This is a genomic window from Nitratireductor aquimarinus, assembly GCF_017255295.1.
Lineage (GTDB): Bacteria > Pseudomonadota > Alphaproteobacteria > Rhizobiales > Rhizobiaceae > Nitratireductor > Nitratireductor aquimarinus.
Genome location: NZ_JAFKDE010000002.1, coordinates 66216 through 86880, shown reverse-complemented (window position 1 = coordinate 86880; position 20665 = coordinate 66216). Strand labels below are relative to the sequence as shown.

The window sequence follows — 20665 nt, the reverse complement described above, 5'->3', positions numbered from 1 at the left end:
GGGACTACAGGCCGATTACTCGGCCCGCAGCGCTTCCATGGTGTCGACGAAATAGGGTTCCTTGATCGCGTAGGCGCCCATTCCATACTTGTCGAGGATCGACTGATAGGTGCCGTTCTCGAACAGTTCGGCGAGTGCCGCGACCATCATGTCGGCGGTTGCCTGATCGCCCTTCGCAATGGCGAGGCCAAGCGGCGCGACGTCATAAAGCGTCGGCAGAACGATGAGCTTGCCATTGCTCGTGACCTCGAAATAGCTCGATGCGGTCGCGTCATCAACGCGGGCGTCGATGCGGTCGGCGAGCACGGCCTGAATGATGTCCGTCGACGTGTTGAACACCGACTTGTCGATCGCTTCCTTGCCATTCTCGGTGCATTCGGCGCTCAGCTTGTCGACCAGGAAGTCGGAACCGCTGCCGGCCGACACGCCCACGCGCTTGCCGCAGAGCGGCATGTCGCCTGCGAAGTCGTCCTTCTTCTCGGGCGATGTCGAAGCCGCGATGCCGGCCTTGATGAACATCACGAAGTCGACCTGCTCCAGACGCTCGGGCTTGGCCGAAAAGGTTTCCCAGGCGATCTTGAAGCGACCGGCCGCCAGGCCGGGGATCATCGAGGGGAACGGGGTGCGCTGCACATCAAGCTCGGCATCCACCAGCTTGGCGACTTCGCCGGCCAGTTCGATGATGATGCCGGTCGGCTTGCCGTCTGCATCAAGATACTCGAAAGGCGCGAAATCGATCGTGTTGGCGACCGACAGCTTGCCGCTTTCCGTGACTTCCGGCGCAACCGGAATGTCGGAAGCCGATGCCGAAGCGCTCAGCCCCATCAGTGCGGCAAGGCCGAGGCCCGCCATCTGCGAAACATGTTTGTTCATACCCGTTCTCCTCTGGACTTATCCATATATGCCTCAGCCCCCGAGGCATAATCCCTTTGAAAACGGCCCTGGCGTCCTTCGGGACGGTCAAGGCCGTTTCAAGCGCGAAGATCAGTTCGCCGCAGCTTCTTCAGCGGCTTTCTTCTTGCGGTAATGATAGTTCTTGTCGATGCGCTCCATCAGGTAATCCCCATAGAGCACCGGCTCGTATTTCGGTGCAGCGCCCTCGGGCACGCAGGCCGGCAGCGCCTCGATCTGCGCTTCCATCGACGGATCGAAGAAGAAGGGCTGCGAGTAGCGCTCACGGCCCGACCGGTTGATCACCCGGTGCGGCGTGGAGACGAACACGTCGTTCGACCAGCGGGCAAGGATGTCGCCCACATTCATGACGAAGGAGTTCGGGATCGGCGGAGCCGGCACCCAGTCGCCACCCTTGTTCTTGACCTCGAGACCGCCGACATCGTCCTGCGCGAGCAGGGTGATGAAACCGTAATCGGTGTGCGGTGCGGAGCCGAACAGCCCCTCTTCCGCCGGCTGCGTGGGATAGTGCAGAAGGCGCAGGAAGGTGGTCGGATCGTCGAAGTGGCTGTTCAGCTCGTCCGGCGACAGGCCGAGCGAGATGGAGATCGCACCAACCATCTTGCGGGCCAGCGTGTTCATCTGGTCCACATAGCGCTCGATGGTCTCGCGAAACTCCGGCAGCATCACTGCGTCCGGCCACTGGTTCGGCCCCTGAAGCGGCTTGTCGGCAGCCACGCGCGGATCATCAGCGTCGACCTCATGCATGAAGAAGAGCGACTCGCTCTGGTTCGGCTTGCTCACGGTCGCAACCGACGAGGTGACGATGGTGGAGCCGGCGAACGGCAGATAACCGCGGAAGTTCTTGTCGATCCGCAGTTTCAGCTTTTCTTCTTCGGGCAGAGCGAAGAACTGCCGGCTCGCTTCGCGTACGGCCTCGATGTCCTCCTGCGCGATCTGGTGACCGACGATGTAGAGGAAGCCGATGTTTTCCAGATAGCCGCGCAGCGTCGACGCGACTGCGCGCACGGCGTCCTCGTCGCCGCCATAAAGACCCGAGACGTCGAGAACCGGAATCTCCGAAAAATCGCCGCGTTCACTCGTTGACATGACCACCATCCCAGCTTGAAGATACTATACAGTACTGTATTTATGCATATCGGATTGTGCTCGGCAATAGCCGAATCAGACGGAAATGGGAACCGACATGGCGCCACGTAAGATCATCATCGATACCGACCCGGGGCAGGACGACGCCTTCGCGATCCTGTTCGCCCTGGGTTCCCCGGAAGAACTCGAAGTGGTTGGCATCACGACCGTTGGCGGCAATGTGCCCCTTTCGCTCACCACCAAGAACGCGCTCAAAGTTGTGGAACTTGCAGGCCGCCCCGACGTGCCGGTCTTCGCAGGCTGCCCCGGACCGATGGTGAAGCCTCTGATGACGGCGGAATATGTCCACGGTGAAACCGGGCTGGACGGCGCCGAACTCCCCGAGCCGACGACGCCGGTGCAGGACGAGCATGCCGTCAACTGGATGGTTCGCACGATCATGGACGCGCCCGAAGGCGAGATCACCGTCTGCACGCTCGGGCCGATGACGAACCTCGCCATGGCCATGACCATGGAGCCGCGCATCATCCCCCGCATCCGCGAAGTGGTGCTGATGGGCGGCGGCTTCTTCGAGGGCGGCAACGCCACGCCGGCAGCCGAGTTCAACATCTTCGTCGACCCGCATGCGGCCCACAAGGTGTTCCACTCGGGCGCGCCGGTCACCATGGCCCCCATCGACTGCACCTACACCGCACAGATGACGCCGGAATGGCTCGAAACGCTGGGCGCCACCGGCAGCCGCGCCGCACTCGAGGCCGCCAACATGGCCGGTTTCTTCTGCCAGTATGGCGATCACAAGTTCCCGACCAAGGCGCGGCCGATCCACGATGCCTGCGTCACCGGCTATCTGCTCGTTCCGCAGGCCTATGAGCAGCGCGACTGCTATGTCACGGTCGACATCTCCTCGTCCGAGACCATTGGCATGACGGTGGTCGACTGGTGGCACGTCACCGGCAAGCCGAAAAACGTCAATGTGCTGCGTCGGATCGATCCGGCTCCGTTCTTCGACCTCATGCTGGAGCGCATCAGCGCCCTGCCCTGACGCAATTGCGGCAATGCACGATGGCGCTGCGCACTCAACGGGGTGCGCAGACCACTTTAGAGTTTACGGATGACCGGCCCCGCAACTTCTGTTAGCGAAAGCCGTTCGACAGGAAAGAGACCAGCAGGTTCCCAGAACAACAGCGCGTGAATGCGCACCAGAAGTGGAGGCAGCCCGTGGCGCAGAAGAAGGCATCGAAATCCGCAAAGGACAAGAAGACGTCATCGCGCCAGACGCTGTCCCGTGAAGCCTGGGCCAGGGCGGCGCGCAAGGTTCTGGAAAAGCGGGGCATAGCCGAGGTCAAGATCGACCGCCTCGCCCGCCACTTCAAGGTCACGCGCGGCAGCTTCTATTTCCACTTTTCCAGCCTAAAGGATCTCCACGAAGAGCTTTTGAACGAATGGCGTCGCGCCAATTGCGCGCCCTTCGAGGCCAAGCGCGACATCACCGATGTCGACGGGCTGCAGTTCTTCACGGAGATCGTCCACATCTGGGTGGATGAAGCCCCTTTCAGCCCGCTTCTGGATCTCGCCGTGCGTGACTGGTCGCGCACCTCGAAAGCGCTCGGTCAGGAAGTCGCCCGCATGGACGACCTGCGCATCACGCTCCTGCAACGCGCCTTTCGCGCCATGGGATACGGGCCGGAGGAGAGCCTTGTGCGCGCCCGGCTGACCTATTTCCACCAGATCGGGCAATACGCGCTCTCCTTCAAGGAAGATCCCGACCAGCGCAAACGCCATGCGCCCATCTACGGAAAAGTGCTGCTCGCGCCGCTGGTCCAGGAGCCCAACCTGCCAAAAGACTGGCAGGACGGGGAAGGTCGTTAAACGGCAACCAGTTATCGCGTTTAAAGGCTTCACGACCGGTAAGAAGCGCGAAATCGGCGCATTTCCGCAACTATTTCGAGCCGGCTAAGAATAAACCGTTGACGAAAGAAAATTTCTAAATAGGTTGCCGCTACGTAATTTCGGGTGGGGGCCCTATGGGACGAGTGATCGAGATCATCGCAATCGCGGTGATCTGTTGGGGTGTGTTGTTTTCATTTTTCTGGGTGGTGAACACCGCATTTTTTTGCCCGCGCTATTCCAATGCGCAGGCTGCAATTCATATTGCGGAAGCTGTCGGCCTCTGCGTCATCATCATCTTTCTGCTGGACTTCTTCATCGCCCGGGCCAGTCAGAAGAAATAGCGGTTCGAGTATTCAGCATCGCCCGCACCGCATCTCATCCAATGGTCTATTGACAGATCCGCTCCGACAAAGAGACTGACTGAAAGACACTGTCAGACGGCGCGGGAGCCAAGACAGCGTGGAGGCGCTGGCTGGCAGTGGCAGGCAAACCATGGGGAGGAAAGCCATGGATGGACGCAGTCTGTCGTATCATGCGGACAGGGTTCTGGCGGCGGTCGATTCCAATCGCTCGGCCAAGTCCGCGCTCGTGGCGTCGTGGCAGCGCTCCTGCCGGCTCCATCGGCTCGACCCGGCCGAACGCCGCAACCCGGAACGCATTTCCGATGCTGAACTGGCGGCCGCCCGCGCACGGCTCGAACCGCTTCTCCACTCCGCGCAAACCCCGCTCGACCAGCTTTTCCTCGCCGTCGGCAGCTCCGGCTGCTGTGTGGTTCTGGCCGACCGGCAGGGCATTCTGATGGAACGGCGCGGCACGCCGGGCGATGACGAGACCTTCCGCCAGTGGGGGCTGTGGACCGGCACGGTCTGGAGCGAGCAAAGCGAAGGCACCAATGGCATCGGCACCTGCCTCGTGGAGCGCCGCACGCTGACAATCCACCGCGACCAGCACTTCCACTCCCGCAACACGCTTCTCTCCTGCACCACCGCGCCGGTCTACGATCACGAGGGCCATCTGGCGGGCGCGCTCGACGTTTCTTCCTGCCGCGCCGACTTGACCGACGGCTTTGTCAGTCTCATCGCCACCGCGGCCAGCGATGCCGCCCGCCGCATCGAGGCGGAGGCGTTTCGCCTCGCCTATCCTCAGGCGCGCATCATGCTCCTGCCGGCGGCGGACCCGTCGGCCCTCATCGCGGTCGACAGCGACGATCTGGTGATCGGTGCAACCCGCACGGCCCGCGCGCTTCTCGACCTCCCGCCCGGCCCGCTTGCCAATCCGCTGCCCGCATGCGACGTGCTGGGCGGCCCGCAGACCGCGTCGCCCGGCCTTGCCGGGGCCGAGCGCAGCGCCCTTCAGCGCGCGCTTGTCAGCGCCGGCGGCAATGTTTCGAAGGCCGCGCGCCAGCTCGGCATTTCCCGCGCCACCATGCATCGCAAGATGGCCAGGCTCGGCGTCGGCCGCACCCATTAGCGCCTTCCGGGATGTTTTGATGCGTCACCTGTCGCAGATCTGAGACAGGTGACGCACGCCCCCGCTCTTCCCCCTCTGCCGCACCGGAAAACCCGCGCCTACCCTTCCCTTCATGCCGCATGACGCGGTTTGAATTCGGGAGGATTTCATGAACAAGGTTGAATTCGCACGCAGCGCGAAAGCGCCCTTCGCAAAGCGTTATGACAATTTCATCGGCGGCGCATGGGTCGCGCCGAAATCCGGGCGCTATTTCGAAAACACCTCGCCGGTCACCGGCCAGCCGCTGGGCGAAATCGCCCGCTCCGATGCAGCCGACGTGGAGCTGGCGCTCGACGCCGCCCACAAGGCCAAGGACGCCTGGGGCCGCACCAGCCCGGCAGAACGCGCCCTCATGCTCAACCGCATCGCCGACCGGATGGAGGAAAACCTCGAGCTTCTGGCGCGCGCGGAAACCTGGGACAATGGCAAGCCGATCCGCGAAACGACCGCAGCCGACGTACCGCTCGCCATCGATCATTTCCGCTATTTTGCCGGCGTCCTTCGCAGCCAGGAAGGCTCCATCTCGCAGATCGACGACGACACGGTCGCCTATCATTTCCATGAGCCGCTGGGCGTGGTCGGCCAGATCATCCCGTGGAACTTCCCGCTTCTCATGGCCTGCTGGAAGCTCGCGCCTGCGCTCGCTGCCGGCAATTGCGTGGTGCTGAAGCCCGCCGAGCAGACCCCGGCCTCGATCATGCTGTGGGCCGATCTCATCGGCGACATTCTGCCGGAAGGCGTTCTGAACATCGTCAACGGTTTCGGCCTTGAAGCCGGCAAACCGCTCGCATCCTCCAACCGCATCGCCAAGATCGCCTTCACCGGCGAAACCACGACCGGCCGGCTCATCATGCAGTATGCCAGCCAGAACCTGATCCCGGTCACGCTGGAGCTTGGCGGCAAGTCGCCCAACATCTTCTTCAAGGATGTCACCGCCGAGGATGACGACTTCTTCGACAAGGCCATCGAGGGCTTTGTCATGTTCGCGCTCAACCAGGGCGAGGTCTGCACCTGCCCGAGCCGCGCCCTCATCCATGAGGAGATCTATGACGCGTTCATGGAGCGCGCCCTGAAGCGCGTGGAGCAGATCGTGCAGGGCGACCCGCTCGACCCGGCCACCATGATCGGCGCGCAGGCATCCTCCGAGCAGCTTGAGAAGATCCTGAGCTACATCGACATCGGCAGGCAGGAAGGCGCGGAAGTGCTGACCGGCGGCGAGCAGGCGCATCTGCCCGGCGATCTGGCCGGCGGCTACTACGTCAAGCCGACGGTCTTCAAGGGCCACAACAAGATGCGCGTCTTCCAGGAAGAGATTTTTGGCCCCGTCGTTTCGGTCACGACCTTCAAGGACGATGCCGAGGCCATGGAAATCGCCAATGACACGCTCTACGGCCTGGGCGCAGGCATCTGGAGCCGCGACGCAAACCGTCTCTACCGCTTTGGCCGGGGCATTCAGGCGGGCCGCGTGTGGACCAATTGCTACCACGCCTATCCGGCCCATGCGGCCTTCGGCGGCTACAAACAGTCCGGCATCGGCCGCGAAACGCACAAGATGATGCTCGACCACTACCAGCAGACCAAGAACATGCTGGTGAGCTACAGCCCCAGGAAACTGGGCTTCTTCTGAGAAAAGGAAAGCCGGCTTTCGCCGGCGTCAGACCGGCCTTTCCCCGTTCGCGGGGGAAGGCATCCGCTTCGATGGAGCTTCCCCATGTGCAACAGCGCCAGGCCCATGTCCAACAAAGCCAGACATGACAAGGTTTCTGCAACGCCCGAAGCGCGTGCGCTTCTGGACGAGATCATCGCCGATCATGGCCCCGTCCTCTTTCACCAGTCGGGCGGCTGCTGCGATGGCTCTTCACCCATGTGCTACCCGCGCGGCGATTTCATCGTCGGCGATCAGGACGTGCTTCTGGGCCATATCGGCGACACGCCGGTGTTCATCAGCGCATCGCAGTTCGAGGCGTGGAAACACACCGACCTGATCATCGACGTGGTGCCGGGGCGCGGCGGGATGTTTTCGCTCGATAACGGGCGCGAAAAACGCTTTCTCACCCGCTCGCGCGTCTGCGCCGCACCCGTCCGCGAATAGGCTCTATTCGGCGGCTTCCGTGTAGGAGGCCGGCAGATAGTTGAGAACCGGCCCGAGCCAGCGCTCCACATCCGCCACGGCCATGCCCTTGCGCGCGGCATAGTCTTCCACCTGGTCGCGCTCGACCTTGGCAACGCCGAAATAATAGCTTTCGGGATGCGACAGGTAGAGGCCCGAGACCGACGAGCCCGGCCACATGGCCATGCTTTCGGTCAGCTGCACACCCGAATTCTTCTCCGCATCCAGAAGCCTGAACAGCGTCACCTTCTCGGTGTGGTCGGGTTGCGCCGGGTAACCCGGAGCCGGGCGGATGCCGAGATACGGCTCGGCAATCAGCTCTTCGGGCGTGTAGCTTTCATCGCCCGCATAACCCCAGAATTCCTTGCGCACCTTCTCATGCATGCGCTCGGCAAAGGCTTCCGCAAACCGGTCGGCCAGCGCCTTCACGAGGATCGAGTTGTAGTCGTCATTTGCCCGCTCGAAGCGCTCGGCAATCGCCACTTCCTCGATGCCCGCCGTCACGACGAACCCGCCGATCCAGTCCGGCTTGCCGCTGTCCACCGGCGCAACGAAGTCCGACAGCGCGACATTCGGCTTGCCGCCGCGCTTGGTAAGCTGCTGGCGCAGGGTGAAGAAGGTCTCAAGCTCTTCTTCGCGGGTTTCATCCGTGAAGAGCCGCACATCGTCGCCAACCGCATTGGCCGGCCAGAAGCCCACCACTGCGCGCGGTGCGAACCACTTCTCGTCGATGATCTTCTTCAGCATGGCCTGCGCATCGGCAAAGAGCTGCCGCGCCGCCTCGCCCTGCTTCTCGTCCTCGAGAATTTTGGGGTAACGCCCCTTCAGTTCCCAGGTCTGGAAGAACGGCGTCCAGTCGATGTAGCGCGCCAGCTCCTCGAGATCCCAGCTTTCGAACACTTTCGTGCCGGTGAAGGCGGGCTGCGGCGGCGTGTAGTCCGCCCAGTCGATCCGGTGCGGATTGGCGCGCGCCCTGGCGATCGGCAGACGCTGCTTCTCGCGCTCGGAGCGTTCATGCGCCTCGGTCACCTTGCGATATTCCTCGCGCACGCCATCGATATAGCCGCCACGCGCGTCCGGCGAAAGCAGGTTCGAGACCACGCCCACCGCACGGCTCGCATCGTTCACGTGAACCGCCTGCCCGCGATCATAGCTCGGATGGATCTTCACCGCCGTGTGCACACGGCTGGTCGTCGCACCGCCGATCAGAAGCGGGATGTCGAACCCTTCGCGCTCCATTTCGGCCGCTACATGCACCATCTCGTCAAGCGACGGGGTGATGAGGCCGGAAAGCCCGATAATGTCGACCTTCTCTTCGCGCGCGGTCTCGAGGATCTTTGCCGCCGGCACCATCACGCCGAGATCAACGATCTCGTAATTGTTGCAGGCGAGAACCACGCCGACGATGTTCTTGCCGATGTCGTGCACATCGCCCTTCACCGTGGCCATCAGGATCTTGCCGGCGCTCTGGCGTTCGCCGCCGCCATTGGCCTTCTTCTCCTCCTCCATATAGGGGAGCAGAACGGCCACGGCCTGCTTCATCACGCGGGCGGATTTCACCACCTGCGGCAGGAACATCTTGCCTGCGCCGAACAGGTCGCCGACCACGTTCATGCCGGCCATCAGCGGCCCTTCGATCACGTGCAGCGGGCGCTCGGCGTTCAGCCGCGCTTCCTCGGTGTCCGCGTCGATATATTCAGTTATGCCGTTGACCAGCGCATGCTCCAGCCGCTTCTCGACCGGCAGCTCACGCCAGGAAAGGTCCTTTTCCTTGGCCTCGCGCCCGCCAGTGCCGCGAAAACGCTCGGCAATCTCCAGCATGCGCTCCGTCGCCGTGCCGCCGGCCTTCGGCGTGCGGTTCAGAACCACGTCTTCGCAGGCCTCGCGCAGTTCGGCATCGATGGCGTCATAAACGGCCAGCTGACCGGCATTGACGATGCCCATGTCCATGCCCGCCTGAATGGCGTGATAGAGGAACACCGCGTGCATTGCCTCGCGCACGGGCTCATTGCCGCGGAACGAGAAGGAAAGGTTCGACACGCCGCCCGAGATATGGACATGCGGCAGGGTGCGAATGATCTCGCGCGTCGCCTCGATGAAGTCGACGCCGTAATTGTCGTGTTCCTCGATACCGGTCGCGATCGCGAACACATTCGGATCGAAGATGATGTCTTCGGGAGCGACACCGGCCTTCTCGGTCAGAAGCCTGTAGGCGCGGGTGCAGATTTCCACCTTGCGCGCTTCCGTGTCGGCCTGACCGGTTTCGTCAAAGGCCATCACGACCATGGCCGCGCCATACATGCGGCACAGATTGGCCTGATGCAGGAACGCCTCCTCGCCTTCCTTGAGCGAGATGGAATTCACCACGGCCTTGCCCTGCACGCATTTCAGGCCAGCCTCGATCACCTCCCATTTGGAGGAGTCGATCATCACCGGCACACGCGCAATGTCGGGCTCCGCCGCCACCAGATTGAGGAATTCGATCATCGCCTTTTTGGAGTCGATCAGGCCCTCATCCATGTTGATGTCGATGATCTGCGCGCCGCCTTCCACCTGGTTGCGCGCGACATCCAGAGCGGTCGCGTAATCACCGGCGGTGATGAGCTTGCGGAACTTCGCCGAGCCCGTGACATTGGTGCGCTCACCCACATTGACGAAGGGAATGTCGTCGGTCAGCGTGAAGGGCTCGAGCCCCGAAAGGCGCATCTGCGGCGCACGTTCGGGTATGCTGCGCGGCGCGTGCCTGGCCACCGCGTCGCGGATCGCGGCAATGTGCTCCGGCGTCGAGCCACAGCAGCCGCCGACCACGTTGATCAGCCCCTCGCGCGCAAACTCCTCGACCTGCGCAGCCATGGTCTCCGGGCTTTCGTCATACTGGCCGAAGGCGTTCGGAAGACCGGCGTTCGGATAGGCGCAGATCAGCGTGTCGGCCACGCCCGAAAGCTCCGCCAGATGCGGGCGCATGGCCGCAGCGCCCAGCGCGCAGTTCAGACCGATGGTGAGCGGCTTGGCGTGCCGCACCGAATGCCAGAAGGCCGTCGGCGTCTGGCCGGAAAGCGTGCGTCCGGAAAGGTCGGTGATCGTGCCGGAGATCATCACCGGCAAGCGCACGCCGCGCTCTGCAAAGATCTCCTCGCATGCGAAGATCGCCGCCTTGGCGTTCAGCGTGTCAAAGATGGTTTCGATCAGCACGATGTCCGTGCCGCCATCGAGCAGCCCGCGCAGCTGTTCGCCATAGGCGACGCGCAGATCGTCGAAGGTCACGGCGCGGTAGCCGGGATTGTTCACGTCCGGCGAAATGGAGGCGGTGCGGTTGGTCGGCCCGAGCGCACCGGCCACGAAGCGGCGCACGCCGTCCTTCTGCTCGGCGCGGATCGCCGCGCGGCGGGCAAGCCGCGCACCGTCGCGGTTCAGCTCATAGACCATGTCTTCCATGCCGTAATCGGCCTGGGCGATGGTCGTGGAAGAAAAGGTGTTCGTCTCGAGAATGTCCGCGCCCGCCATCGCATAGCGGAAGTGCTCTTCCTCGATGGCCTTGGGCTGCGTCAGGTTGAGCAGATCATTGTTGCCCTGCTGGTGGCAGGCGCAGCCGGTGAAGCGGTCGCCGCGGAAATGATCCTCGTTGAAACCCAGGCCCTGGATCTGCGTGCCCATCGCGCCGTCGAGGATGAGAATGCGCTCGCGCGCGGCCTTGTTCAGCGCGGCGAAGATTTCCGATCCGTCCGGCTTTTCGCCGACCGGCCCAAACAGTTCATCGATAGACGGCATGTGCGACGCTTTTCATCCTTGATACGACAATGGATCTGCATCACATAAAGATATCTTTATGTCAACATGCAGGCCCGTTGATCATATCGCGGTCCAGCGTCGCATCCATGCCCTTTCGCAGGCCCTGTCAGGCCCGGTCAGACCTTGGCCACCGCCTCGAAACTTTCTTCCAGAACGCCGAGCAGATGGTCCGCATTGGCCCTGGAGAAGATCATCGAGGGGCGCATCTTCAGCACATTGTCATGCGGCCCTTCGGTGCCCATCAGAACGCCCCGCGCCCGCGCCTCGTTGCAGATGGCGCGCGCCGTTGCCGTGGCGGGAACCTTGCTCTCGCGGTCTTCCACCAGTTCGATGCCGAGGAACAGGCCCATGCCGCGCACATCGCCGATCACGGGGTAACGCGTCTGGAGTTCGACAAAGCCGGCTTTCAGATAATCGCCGATTGCCGCCGCGTTCTCCCGCAGGCCGTCGCGCTCGATCGTGTCGATCACCGCAAGCCCCACCGCGCAGGAAACCGGGTTGCCGCCGAACGTGTTGAAATACTCCATGCCGTTCTGGAAGGATTCCGCGATCTCCCGGCGCACCACCAGCGCGCCCATGGGGTGACCATTGCCGATGGGCTTGCCCACCGTGGCGATGTCCGGCACCACGCCCTGCGTCTCGAATGCCCACCAGTGGCTGCCGATGCGGCCAAAGCCCACCTGCACCTCGTCGGCGATGCAGATGCCGCCTGCCGCGCGCACCATGCGGTAGACTTCGTCCAGATAGCCTTCCGGCATGAACACCTGCCCGGCAACGCTCGGGATGGATTCGGCAATGAAGAAGCCCGGAGCCTCGCCCTTGGCCGCCATGGCGTCGATCTGCTCGCCCACGCTGGCGGCAAAGCGCTTCGCCAGCTCTTCCTGCGGCCAGTCGGCCGGCGCGCGATAGGCGTCCGGCAGGTCGGCCACGTGCACATGCGGCCTGGGGCCATGCCCGCCCTTGCGGCGGAACTTGTAGGGGCTGAGATCGATCAGCTCCTGCGTCGTGCCGTGATAGGACCAGTCGAGAACGATGGCGTTCTCCCGGCCCGTATGCGCCCGCATCATGCGCAGCGCCAGACTGTTTGCCTCCGAGCCCGAATTCACGAAGGCCGCAATGCCCAGCTCCTTCGGCATGGTCGCCGTCAGCCGCTCCGCATAGGCGACGATGTTGTCGTGCAGATAGCGCGTATTGGTGTTCAGCGTCGCCGCCTGTGTGGCGAGCGCCTCCACCACCGCCGGATGGCAGTGGCCCAGATGGCAGACATTGTTGAAACAATCGAGATAGGCGCGGCCCCGGTCATCGATCAGCCACACGCCCTCGCCCTTCACGAACTTGATCGGCTCCTCATAGGAAATCGACAGGTTCGGCAGGAGCAGCGACTGGCGCTTCTCCACGATCTCGGCCTTGGAAAGCCGCCCCGCATCAACCGCCACAAGTCCGGCAAAATCACTGGCGTCGGGGAAGAGCTCGCCCCACGTTTCCAGATAGCGCGTCTCGCCGACGCCCAGAATGTCGTCCGCGCTCATCGTCGTGTCGCAGGAAATCTGCAGGTGCAGATGGGGCATCCAGCCGCCATTTTCCTTCGGCCCGCCCATATGGGCCAGAAACGCGCCGGCCTCGACCCGGTCGCCCACCTTCAGACGGTCCGCAACCTCATGGGCAAGATGCCCCCACAGCGACAGGAAGGCCGGGCCGTCTTCCGGCTCATGCTCCAGCACCATCACCGCGCCATAGCCAAGCCGCGCGGCCTCCACGCCCACTTCCTTCACCGTGCCGGCAAGCGGCGCATAAAGCGCGGCTCCCGCCGGCAGGAAAAGATCGAGCCCCAGATGACGCCTGCGGCGCTCGCCGGCGATCAGGCGGGATTCGAAAATCTCGCTGGTGTAGACGCCGCGCTCCTCGCCCCATGGGCCGATGCCCAGAATGCGCGTCGCGTCGCCCACCGCGTCTTCCCAGAGCGCCTGCGCCTCGTCCGGCCGCTCTTCAGCCGAGGCGATGGCAATTGGGTCGCTCTGATCGCCAAGCGGCACATGGGCGGTCGGATAGCTCGCCGCCGCGCGCACCAGCACCGGCGCGAAATTGCGGCGGTTGTCCGCCAGCCAGCCCTTCACCGCGCGCGCGCCGGGCATCGCCTCGAAGCCGCAGGCATTGCGCAGAATGGCCGTGGCGAAACGCGGGTCCATTGCGCCGAGCCGGCGCAGAAGATCCCACGCGGGCTTTTCGCTCACCGCGAGATAGGGATTGTCGGCCACTTCCGACTGGCGGCTGGCCGAAATCGTCACCGAGGTGACGAGCCGCATGGCGACAAGATCGAACAAAAGGTCGACCTCTTCTTCACGCAGCGGATACTGCGCATGGAAACCGGCCGCCAGCGCGCCGATGGCCCCCAGCGGATCGCCGCAGTCGAGCGCGCCGTATGCGCCGGCAATGGCCACTTCGCAGATCAGCGCGCTGTAGAGCGCATCGCCGAAATCGATCAGGCCGCAGATCTTCGTGTGGTCCGCCGGATCGACCAGCACGTTCCAGTCATTGGCGTCGTTGTGGATCACCCCGCCGCGCAGGCAGGAGAGCCGTGGCAGAACATCGGCTTCGAAACGGTCGATGAAGCGCTCTGCCAGCGCGCGGTCATCCGCATCCCGGATCTTGTCCAGCCGCGCGCGGCTGTTGCCGGCAAGGCGCAGATCCCAGTCCAGCGGGCGCACCGCGCCGGGATGCATGAAACCGTTGAGCGCATTGTTGAACCGGCCGAGCAGTTCGCCGAGGCTTTCCATGGCCGCCTCGCTGCGCGGCGCCTCGGCAAGCGGCATGCCCTCGATCCAACTGACAAGCCGCAGCCGGTGCGTTCCGCCTCTGGCGGAAACCGCCTCGCCAAGCGCCTCACCCTTCAAGGTCGGCAGGAGCGCCGGCACGGGCAGGTCGGGCGCGTGCCGGGCCATGTGCTGCAGGAGCGCCGTCTGGAAATCACTTTCCAGGGCGGGTTCAGCCGCATTGATGATCTTGAAGATGAACGCGCCTTCCGGCGTCTTCACCCGGACATTCTGGTCCCGCTCGCTTTCCAGCGCCGAAAGCGCGCCTTCGATGCCATACACATCCAGCAGAAGCCGGCGCACCTCTTCCTCGGAAAAGCGCGGAACCGTGTCGAGAATTGCAGTCATTCGCCCTAATCTCCCAAGCGCAGCTCTGGATCGTCCTGCATCCACCCGGACGCACAGGAACGATCTGGACCGGGCGGCAGACCTGTCATCCACCCATGCCTGCCCGGCCCGATGCCGCTATCCGTTTCACGACGCGGCCCCGTTCGCAAGCCGCCCGGGCGAAACGTCACACAGCTTTCGACTGCAGTTCCGCGATCAGCTCCGCCGTCGTCACCTGCCGGCAATAGCCCTTGATGGTGCGCAGCGAATTGTCGTGCCGCTCCTGGCTGTAGGTCAGGCAGGCATCCGTCACCTGCGTCACCAGATAGCCCAGATCGCAGGCGTCGCGAATGGCGCTCTCCACGCACTGATCGGTGATCAGCCCGCAGATGATGAGCTGCTTCACGCCAAGATTGCGCAAAATGTAGTCGATATGGGTCGAGACGAAGACCGACGAAGAGGATTTCGGCAAGACGATCTCGTCTTCGCCCGGCGCGATCTGGTCGATCACCTTGCCGTCCCAGGAGCCCTTGGCCACGTTGAAGCCGGTGATCTTGTAGTCGAGGCTGCGGTCGCGCCCGTCCAGCGTCAGGCTTTCGATGGTGGTGTACATCACCTCCACGCCGGCGCTGCGGCAGGCCGCCTGCAGCTCCTGCATGCGCGGGATCACGTCTGCGTCGAGCCGGTCGAAATACCAGCGGTATTTTTCCTCAAACGTCTTCTCGTCGAGATCGGCGAATTCCGCCCCTTTCCTATGGGCGCTGAAATTCTGCACATCCACATAGAGGATCGCTGCCTGGCCCGGCTCGATGGGAACGTTGCGCGTCAGTTCCATTCCTGTAACTCCGTTACGAAGCGATGCACGACGGCGGTCATGAGCTTTGCCCACTGCGCCTGTCCGACGGCATCTGAGATGAGATCGTTGCGAATTTCAATCAGGCTGTGCGGCAGACCGCTCAGCTCGCCATGGCGCGGCACGAACCAGTCCGACTCGTCGTCAATCGTGTAGGGCTCGTTCATGCCCACCGTCATGTCCGGCGCGTTTTCCAGAACGAGCTGGCGCAGGCGCTCGGAAGTGCGCACGTCCTTGCGATAGAGAAAGCTGATTTCCCAGGGGCGCGGCACGCCATCCTGAAGCTGCGGGTTGAAACTGTGGATCGACAGGATCGCCCGGCAGTGCGGCGCTTCGCGCATCATCGTCACCGCCGCATTGAACGGCTCGAAAATCTCGCGCGTGCGGTGGGCGCGCGCCTCATCGCTCAAGGAGCGGTTGCCCGGCACGATCACGCCATCGCTTACCTCCGGCATCGCGTCGGGCGCTTCCGGCGGGCGGTTGCAGTCGATCACCAGCCGGCTGTAGCTCTGAAACACTGCCGGCGCGCCGAGCTGTTCGGCCATCAGCCTCGTAACGGCGGCCGCACCGATGTCCCAGCCGATATGCGCCTCGCGCGCATCGTCCGAAAGGCCGAGCCCGTTCAGGGCTGCCGGCACCGTCTTGCCCGCATGCTCGCAGACCAGCAGCACCGGGAAGCTGCTTTCCTGATTGATGATGGTGACCGGGTTCGGGTCGAGCGACGACAGAAGCCGACCGCTCTCTCCGACAGATGTGTGAAGGCTCATACTTTCTCCGCCTTGAGGGCTGGCGAGGGGATAAGGCCGTTCGGGCGGAAGATCAGCACGAGAACGACCAGGCAAAGGGCGATCGGATCACGGAACTCCTGCATGCCGGCAGGCAGGTAGGCAGCCAGGTAGATCTCGATGAAGCCCAGAAGGAAACCGCCGGCCACCGCACCGCGCAGCGAGCCGAGGCCGCCCAGAATGGCCGCGATGAAGGCCTTGAGAACGGGCGTGAAGCCCATCAGCGGATCGACCGAAGCGCGCTGGCTCACCCACAGCACGGCGGCAACGCCGGCCAGGAAGCCCGACAGCGCGAACGCGCCGGCAATCACCGTGTTGGCGCGGATGCCCATGAGGCGCGCCACCGAGAAATCCTCGGCTGCCGCCCGCATGGCGATGCCGATGCGGTGATGCTTCATGAAGCGGTCGAGGAAGATCAGCATGACGATGGTGGTGGCGATGGCCGCAATCTTGTTGACGCCGATCACCAGCCCGCCGAAGCGCACGCTTTCAGACAGGATTTCCGGCACCAGAACGGCCTGCGAGCGGGCGGAGATGAAGTTCTGGAACAGAACCTGCAGGATCATCGAGACCGCGAAACTGGTTACCAGCATGGTCGCGCCGGAGGCGTTTCTGACCGGCCGGAAGGCAATGCGCTCCATCACCACGGCGGCCAGCACCGCCGCCGCAATCGCCAGCAGAATGGAGAAGGCGAACGGAACGCCGGCCAGCCCGCAGGCCATCAGAATATAGCCGGCGATGGTCATCAGCTCGCCATGGGCGAAGTTGATCAGCCCCATGGTCGAGAAGACCATGGCAAGGCCCAGCGCCAGCAGCGCATAGGTACCGCCCAATGCAAAGGCATTGACGGTTTGCTGTAGAAACAGATCCATTACTCGGCCCCCAGATAGGCAGCTTGCAGCGTTTCGGAATCGCGCAGTTCCGCAGCGGTGCCGGAAGCAGCGATGCGGCCGCTGGCCATCACGTATCCACGATCCGCGATTTCGAGCGCCATCGACACATTCTGTTCGACGACCATCAGCGTCACGCCCTGCTTGCGCAGAACGGTGATCAACTCGAAAATCTGCTCGACAATCTTCGGCGCGAGCCCCAGCGACGGTTCGTCAAGCAATAGAAGACGCGGATTGCTCATCAACGCGCGGCCAACGGCCAGCATCTGCTGCTGGCCGCCTGACAGCGTTCCAGCAAACTGCTCACGGCGCTCCTGCAGGATCGGGAACAGATCGAAGACCCGCTCCCAGGCGGCTTTCACCGCCGCCTTGTCCCGCATCGAATAAGCGCCCATGAGCAGGTTCTCCTGCACGCTCAGCGTGCCGAAGACGCGCCGCCCCTCGGGCGACAGCGTCATGCCCAGCGAGGTGAAACGCTCCGGCGCGCTGCCGGTCACGTCCTGCCCCGAAAAGACAATCTTGCCCCCGCTCGCCGGCGCAAGGCCGACCAGCGCGTTGAGCGTGGAGGACTTGCCCGCGCCATTGGCGCCCAGAAGCGCGATGATTTCACCTTCATGCACATCCAGGTCGATACCGCGCACCGCCTGAACGGCGCCGTATTGCACCTGGAGTGACTGGACGGACAACAGCGCAGACACGTGCCCTACCTCACTGAACGCGGGGTTCGGGGATGAGCGAAGCATCCGGCGTCGGCTGGCCGATAAGCTCACGCTCACCGTCCTTGACGCGGATCAGGCTCACCGAGCGCAGCGGCATGCCGTTGGTGCCCTTGTAGGTGATCGTGCTGGTCGCGCCCTGCACGTTCTCCAGATTGGCAATGGCGTCACGCAGCGTGTTCGCATCGGTGGAACCGTCTGCCGCGATCACGGCCGCTTCCAGCACCTTCACCAGATCGTAGCCAACCGCGTTGAACACGGTCTGCGGGGCCTCGCCGTTCACCTCTTCGAACTTCTTGTTGAAGGCTTCCAGCTCGCTGCCCTCGGTCGGGTGACCAGCCGTGGTGAAGACGAGGCCTTCGGCCACCGCGCCAAGCGAGAAAGTGGTCGGGCTGTCGATGCCGTCGGAACCGATCATCTGGCTTTCCACGCCGGCTGCGCGCAGCGCCTTCAGCATGGAGGGGAAGTCCGGCTCATAGGTCGAGGTCATGATGACATCGGGTTGCGGGTCGAGCGCCGCGATACGCGTTGCAATCGCTGAAAAATCCTGCTGGCCGATCGTGTGCGTGTCCTCGCCCAGCATCTTGCCGCCGAGCTTCTCGAACACTTCCGCGAAATAGAGCGGCATGGTCGTGTACTGCGTGTCGGGCGAATAGATGATGTAGGCGCTGCGGTGGCCCTCGTCATAGGCCCATTTGGCCGAAACGGTCGCCTGCACATTGTCGCCGGGGAAGTTGGCGAACATGTAGTCGCCGCCGATCTGCGGCAGCGTCGGCGAGGATGCGCAGGTGGAGATCGCCGGGATCTGCGCATCGGTCACGACGCCGATGGCGGCCAGCGACGGGTCGGCGTCACACGGCAGCACGATCACGGAGACGCCCTCATCCACCAGTTCCTGGGTGGCGATGGAGGTCTGCGCGGCGTCGGAGCGCACGTCCTTTTCCAGAAGCTCGATCTTGATCTTGCCGTCGATGCCGCCGGCAGCGTTGATCTCGTCGACCGCGATGTGAATGCCGTCGATCACCGGCGTGTCAAACGGCGCGAGCGCACCGGTCTGCGCCGTGGCGACGCCAACGCGCAGCGTTTCGGCAGCCGCCGGAAGCGCCATGGCGCTGGCGAGAAGCGTGGATATGAGCAGCTTGTTCATGTCAGTTCCCTTTTTTCTTTTTTCGTTCGTTTCGATCAGGCGGTCTTGCCCGGCCCCAGATAGGCTTCGATGACCGCCGGATTTTCGCGGATTTCCGCTGGCGCGCCATCCGCGATGAGCCGGCCTTCGTTGAGCACGACGATGCGGTCGCACAATTCGTTGATCAGCTTGAGGTCGTGATCCACCAGCACCACGCCGAGCCCCAGATCCGCCGACAGCACTTTCAGCCGGTCGATCAGATCGTCGGTCTCTTCGCGGTTCATGCCGGCAGCCGGTTCATCGAGCAGCAGGAGCGTCGGCTCACAGGCCAGCGCCCGGGCAATTTCCACCCGGCGCTGCTCGCCATAGGACAGCGTTCCCGCATCCTCGCCGGCGCGTTCATCGATGCCCAGCCGCGCAAGTGCCGCGCCCGTGCGCTCTTCCGCATTCTTTCCGCCATGGGTGGAAAGCGCTGCCGCAAGCACGTTCTGGTAAACGGTCAGCGTCGGGAACAGGCGAATGTTCTGGAACGTGCGTGCAATGCCGTAATCGGCGATCTTCTCCGGGGCCACGCCGGTGATCGAGCGGTCACCCAGAACGACATCGCCCTCGGTCGGTTTCAACACGCCGGAGATGATGTTCAGGAGCGTCGTCTTGCCAGAGCCGTTCGGCCCGATCAGGCCGAGAATCTCGCCCGGATTGACGGCAATGCTCACATCGTCGACCGCGCGCAGACCACCGAACTGCATCGCCACGTGGTCGACCTTCAGCCGGTCGTCGCTGTGGCGTTTTGCAAGCGCCTCCGCCTTGCCGCGCTTCGGCTTGTAGGGGAAGACGCGCTCCTCCCACTCCTTCAGCCCCATCACGCCTTCCGACATGCGGAACATGGCGAACAGGATGAGCAGGCCGATGCCGATCTGCGTCGTGCCGAACACCGCCGGCAGTTCGAAACCGCCAATGCTCATGCCGCTTTCAAAGCGCCGCAGGATCTCGGTGATGACCGTGATCAGAATGGTGCCGGAGATCGCACCGGTCACCGTCGTCATGCCGCCGACGATCAGCATCGCCAGAAGCAGGAACGTGTCGTGGAAGTAGAATTTCTTGGGGCTGAACGCACCGAGAAAATGGGCGATCAGCGCGCCCGAAAGCGCCATGATTGCAGCGCTCAGAACCCATGCGATGAGCCGCTCGCGCTGCACGTTGATGCCGACGGCCTTGGCCGCAATCGCGTTCTCGCGGCCGGCTCTCAGGCGCAGACCAGACAGGGAGTCGCGATACCAGCGCGCCGCGATCAGCGCGATCACGCAGGCCACCGCCGCCACCAGAAGCGTGGTGTCGCGCGGCACGCCGAAGAAGGACTGCGCGCCCCGCGTCACGTCGCGCCAGCCGATGATCACGCCATGCACGATCACCAGAAGGCCAAGCGTTGCGATGGACGCCGCCGAGCCTTCCAGCCGGCCGATGGCGATGCCGATCAGAAGCGCGATGATCGCCGTTACCAGAACGGCGACGATGATGGCCGGAACAAGCGAGAGTTCGGTTGCCGCGAGCCAGTCGGGCAGCCCGCGCAGCGTCGCCATTTTCAGCCCCGCCGGCAGCGTCAAAAGGCCCGACACATAAGCGCCGATGCCCATGAAGGCCAGATGGCCGAAACTCAGGATACCGCTGTTTCCGCTGTAGACGCCAATGCCCGTAACGGCGATGAGCGAGATGAAGAAAACCGTGAGCACGCGCTCAGCGGCAGCGCCGAAAAGACCGGCGATCACAACGCCCGCCACCGCCAGAACAACGATGGCGAGAGCGGCGGCAATGAAGTGCTGGCGCGATGACGTGAACATGAACTCCCCTCTTGCTCCCCT

The 20665-nt window shown here is 63.5% G+C and carries 16 protein-coding genes; 6 read left to right on the top strand and 10 right to left on the bottom strand.

Translation table 11 applies throughout. The annotated features are described in order from the left end of the window. Window positions 1–15: 15 nt before the first annotated feature. Both JYP46_RS00575 and JYP46_RS00570 read right to left on the bottom strand, forming a co-directional pair. The gene (locus JYP46_RS00575) at window positions 16–873 is read right to left on the bottom strand and encodes an ABC transporter substrate-binding protein (protein WP_206544585.1); all 858 of its coding nucleotides are present in this window, start codon (window positions 871–873) and stop codon (window positions 16–18) included. Window positions 874–984: 111 nt separating this feature from the next. Then, window positions 985–2001, bottom strand: a complete 1017-nt coding sequence (locus JYP46_RS00570) for an isopenicillin N synthase family dioxygenase (RefSeq protein WP_206544584.1) — start codon at window positions 1999–2001, stop codon at window positions 985–987. 97 nt (window positions 2002–2098) lie between these two features. Between JYP46_RS00570 and JYP46_RS00565 the strand changes: the two genes are divergently transcribed. The 6 genes from JYP46_RS00565 to JYP46_RS00540 all read left to right on the top strand — a co-directional run bounded on the left by JYP46_RS00565 (window position 2099) and on the right by JYP46_RS00540 (window position 7492). After that, on the top strand, window positions 2099–3043 hold the full coding sequence (locus tag JYP46_RS00565) for a nucleoside hydrolase (protein ID WP_206544583.1): 945 nt from the start codon (window positions 2099–2101) through the stop codon (window positions 3041–3043). A gap of 176 nt (window positions 3044–3219) precedes the next feature. After that, the gene (locus JYP46_RS00560; RefSeq protein WP_206546933.1) at window positions 3220–3870 is read left to right on the top strand and encodes a TetR/AcrR family transcriptional regulator; all 651 of its coding nucleotides are present in this window, start codon (window positions 3220–3222) and stop codon (window positions 3868–3870) included. A gap of 164 nt (window positions 3871–4034) precedes the next feature. Beyond that, the gene (locus JYP46_RS00555; RefSeq protein WP_206546932.1) at window positions 4035–4232 is read left to right on the top strand and encodes a hypothetical protein; all 198 of its coding nucleotides are present in this window, start codon (window positions 4035–4037) and stop codon (window positions 4230–4232) included. Window positions 4233–4398: 166 nt separating this feature from the next. Next, window positions 4399–5361, top strand: coding sequence for a GAF domain-containing protein (locus JYP46_RS00550; protein WP_206546931.1), 963 nt, complete (start codon window positions 4399–4401; stop codon window positions 5359–5361). A 148-nt stretch (window positions 5362–5509) separates the two neighbouring features. Beyond that, window positions 5510–7027 (top strand): aldehyde dehydrogenase, encoded by a 1518-nt coding sequence (gene adh / locus JYP46_RS00545; RefSeq protein ID WP_206546930.1) that lies wholly within the window; start codon window positions 5510–5512, stop codon window positions 7025–7027. 84 nt (window positions 7028–7111) lie between these two features. After that, entirely contained in the window at window positions 7112–7492 is a 381-nt protein-coding gene (locus JYP46_RS00540) for a DUF779 domain-containing protein (protein ID WP_236042070.1), read from the top strand. Window positions 7493–7495: 3 nt separating this feature from the next. Here JYP46_RS00540 and metH read toward each other — a convergent pair whose 3' ends face one another. The 8 genes from metH to JYP46_RS00500 all read right to left on the bottom strand — a co-directional run bounded on the left by metH (window position 7496) and on the right by JYP46_RS00500 (window position 20644). Next, the gene (gene metH, locus JYP46_RS00535; protein WP_206546929.1) at window positions 7496–11278 is read right to left on the bottom strand and encodes a methionine synthase; all 3783 of its coding nucleotides are present in this window, start codon (window positions 11276–11278) and stop codon (window positions 7496–7498) included. 137 nt (window positions 11279–11415) lie between these two features. Next, window positions 11416–14457, bottom strand: coding sequence for an aminotransferase class III-fold pyridoxal phosphate-dependent enzyme (locus tag JYP46_RS00530; RefSeq protein ID WP_206546928.1), 3042 nt, complete (start codon window positions 14455–14457; stop codon window positions 11416–11418). A gap of 166 nt (window positions 14458–14623) precedes the next feature. Further along, complete coding sequence (locus JYP46_RS00525; protein WP_206546927.1) at window positions 14624–15271, bottom strand: cysteine hydrolase family protein; 648 nt, start codon at window positions 15269–15271, stop codon at window positions 14624–14626. Next, window positions 15262–16056 (bottom strand): N-formylglutamate amidohydrolase, encoded by a 795-nt coding sequence (locus JYP46_RS00520; RefSeq protein ID WP_113154132.1) that lies wholly within the window; start codon window positions 16054–16056, stop codon window positions 15262–15264. The genes JYP46_RS00525 and JYP46_RS00520 overlap by 10 nt, the downstream gene beginning before the upstream one ends. Next, complete coding sequence (locus JYP46_RS00515; protein ID WP_113154131.1) at window positions 16053–16946, bottom strand: branched-chain amino acid ABC transporter permease; 894 nt, start codon at window positions 16944–16946, stop codon at window positions 16053–16055. Before JYP46_RS00515 ends, JYP46_RS00520 begins: the two co-directional genes overlap by 4 nt. After that, entirely contained in the window at window positions 16946–17653 is a 708-nt protein-coding gene (locus JYP46_RS00510; RefSeq protein ID WP_204360890.1) for an ABC transporter ATP-binding protein, read from the bottom strand. Before JYP46_RS00510 ends, JYP46_RS00515 begins: the two co-directional genes overlap by 1 nt. A 19-nt stretch (window positions 17654–17672) precedes the next feature. After that, a complete protein-coding gene (locus tag JYP46_RS00505) occupies window positions 17673–18827 on the bottom strand; it encodes an ABC transporter substrate-binding protein (RefSeq protein WP_113154129.1) in 1155 nt (384 codons plus the stop codon). 35 nt (window positions 18828–18862) lie between these two features. Beyond that, window positions 18863–20644 carry a branched-chain amino acid ABC transporter ATP-binding protein/permease gene (locus JYP46_RS00500; RefSeq protein ID WP_206544577.1) on the bottom strand — a complete coding sequence of 594 codons (1782 nt, stop codon included), beginning with the start codon at window positions 20642–20644 and terminating at the stop codon, window positions 18863–18865. Between the last annotated feature and the right edge of the window lie 21 nt (window positions 20645–20665).

Excerpts from the sequence above, each read along its gene's own strand:
- JYP46_RS00575 (WP_206544585.1), bottom strand. The coding sequence starts at position 873 with ATGAACAAACATGTTTCGCAGATGGCGGGCCTCGGCCTTGCCGCACTG.
- JYP46_RS00570 (WP_206544584.1), bottom strand. The coding sequence starts at position 2,001 with ATGTCAACGAGTGAACGCGGCGATTTTTCGGAGATTCCGGTTCTCGAC.
- JYP46_RS00565 (WP_206544583.1), top strand. The coding sequence starts at position 2,099 with ATGGCGCCACGTAAGATCATCATCGATACCGACCCGGGGCAGGACGAC.
- JYP46_RS00550 (WP_206546931.1), top strand. The coding sequence starts at position 4,399 with ATGGATGGACGCAGTCTGTCGTATCATGCGGACAGGGTTCTGGCGGCG.
- adh (WP_206546930.1), top strand. The coding sequence starts at position 5,510 with ATGAACAAGGTTGAATTCGCACGCAGCGCGAAAGCGCCCTTCGCAAAG.
- JYP46_RS00540 (WP_236042070.1), top strand. The coding sequence starts at position 7,112 with ATGTGCAACAGCGCCAGGCCCATGTCCAACAAAGCCAGACATGACAAG.
- metH (WP_206546929.1), bottom strand. The coding sequence starts at position 11,278 with ATGCCGTCTATCGATGAACTGTTTGGGCCGGTCGGCGAAAAGCCGGAC.
- JYP46_RS00530 (WP_206546928.1), bottom strand. The coding sequence starts at position 14,457 with ATGACTGCAATTCTCGACACGGTTCCGCGCTTTTCCGAGGAAGAGGTG.
- JYP46_RS00525 (WP_206546927.1), bottom strand. The coding sequence starts at position 15,271 with ATGGAACTGACGCGCAACGTTCCCATCGAGCCGGGCCAGGCAGCGATC.
- JYP46_RS00520 (WP_113154132.1), bottom strand. The coding sequence starts at position 16,056 with ATGAGCCTTCACACATCTGTCGGAGAGAGCGGTCGGCTTCTGTCGTCG.
- JYP46_RS00515 (WP_113154131.1), bottom strand. The coding sequence starts at position 16,946 with ATGGATCTGTTTCTACAGCAAACCGTCAATGCCTTTGCATTGGGCGGT.
- JYP46_RS00505 (WP_113154129.1), bottom strand. The coding sequence starts at position 18,827 with ATGAACAAGCTGCTCATATCCACGCTTCTCGCCAGCGCCATGGCGCTT.
- JYP46_RS00500 (WP_206544577.1), bottom strand. The coding sequence starts at position 20,644 with ATGTTCACGTCATCGCGCCAGCACTTCATTGCCGCCGCTCTCGCCATC.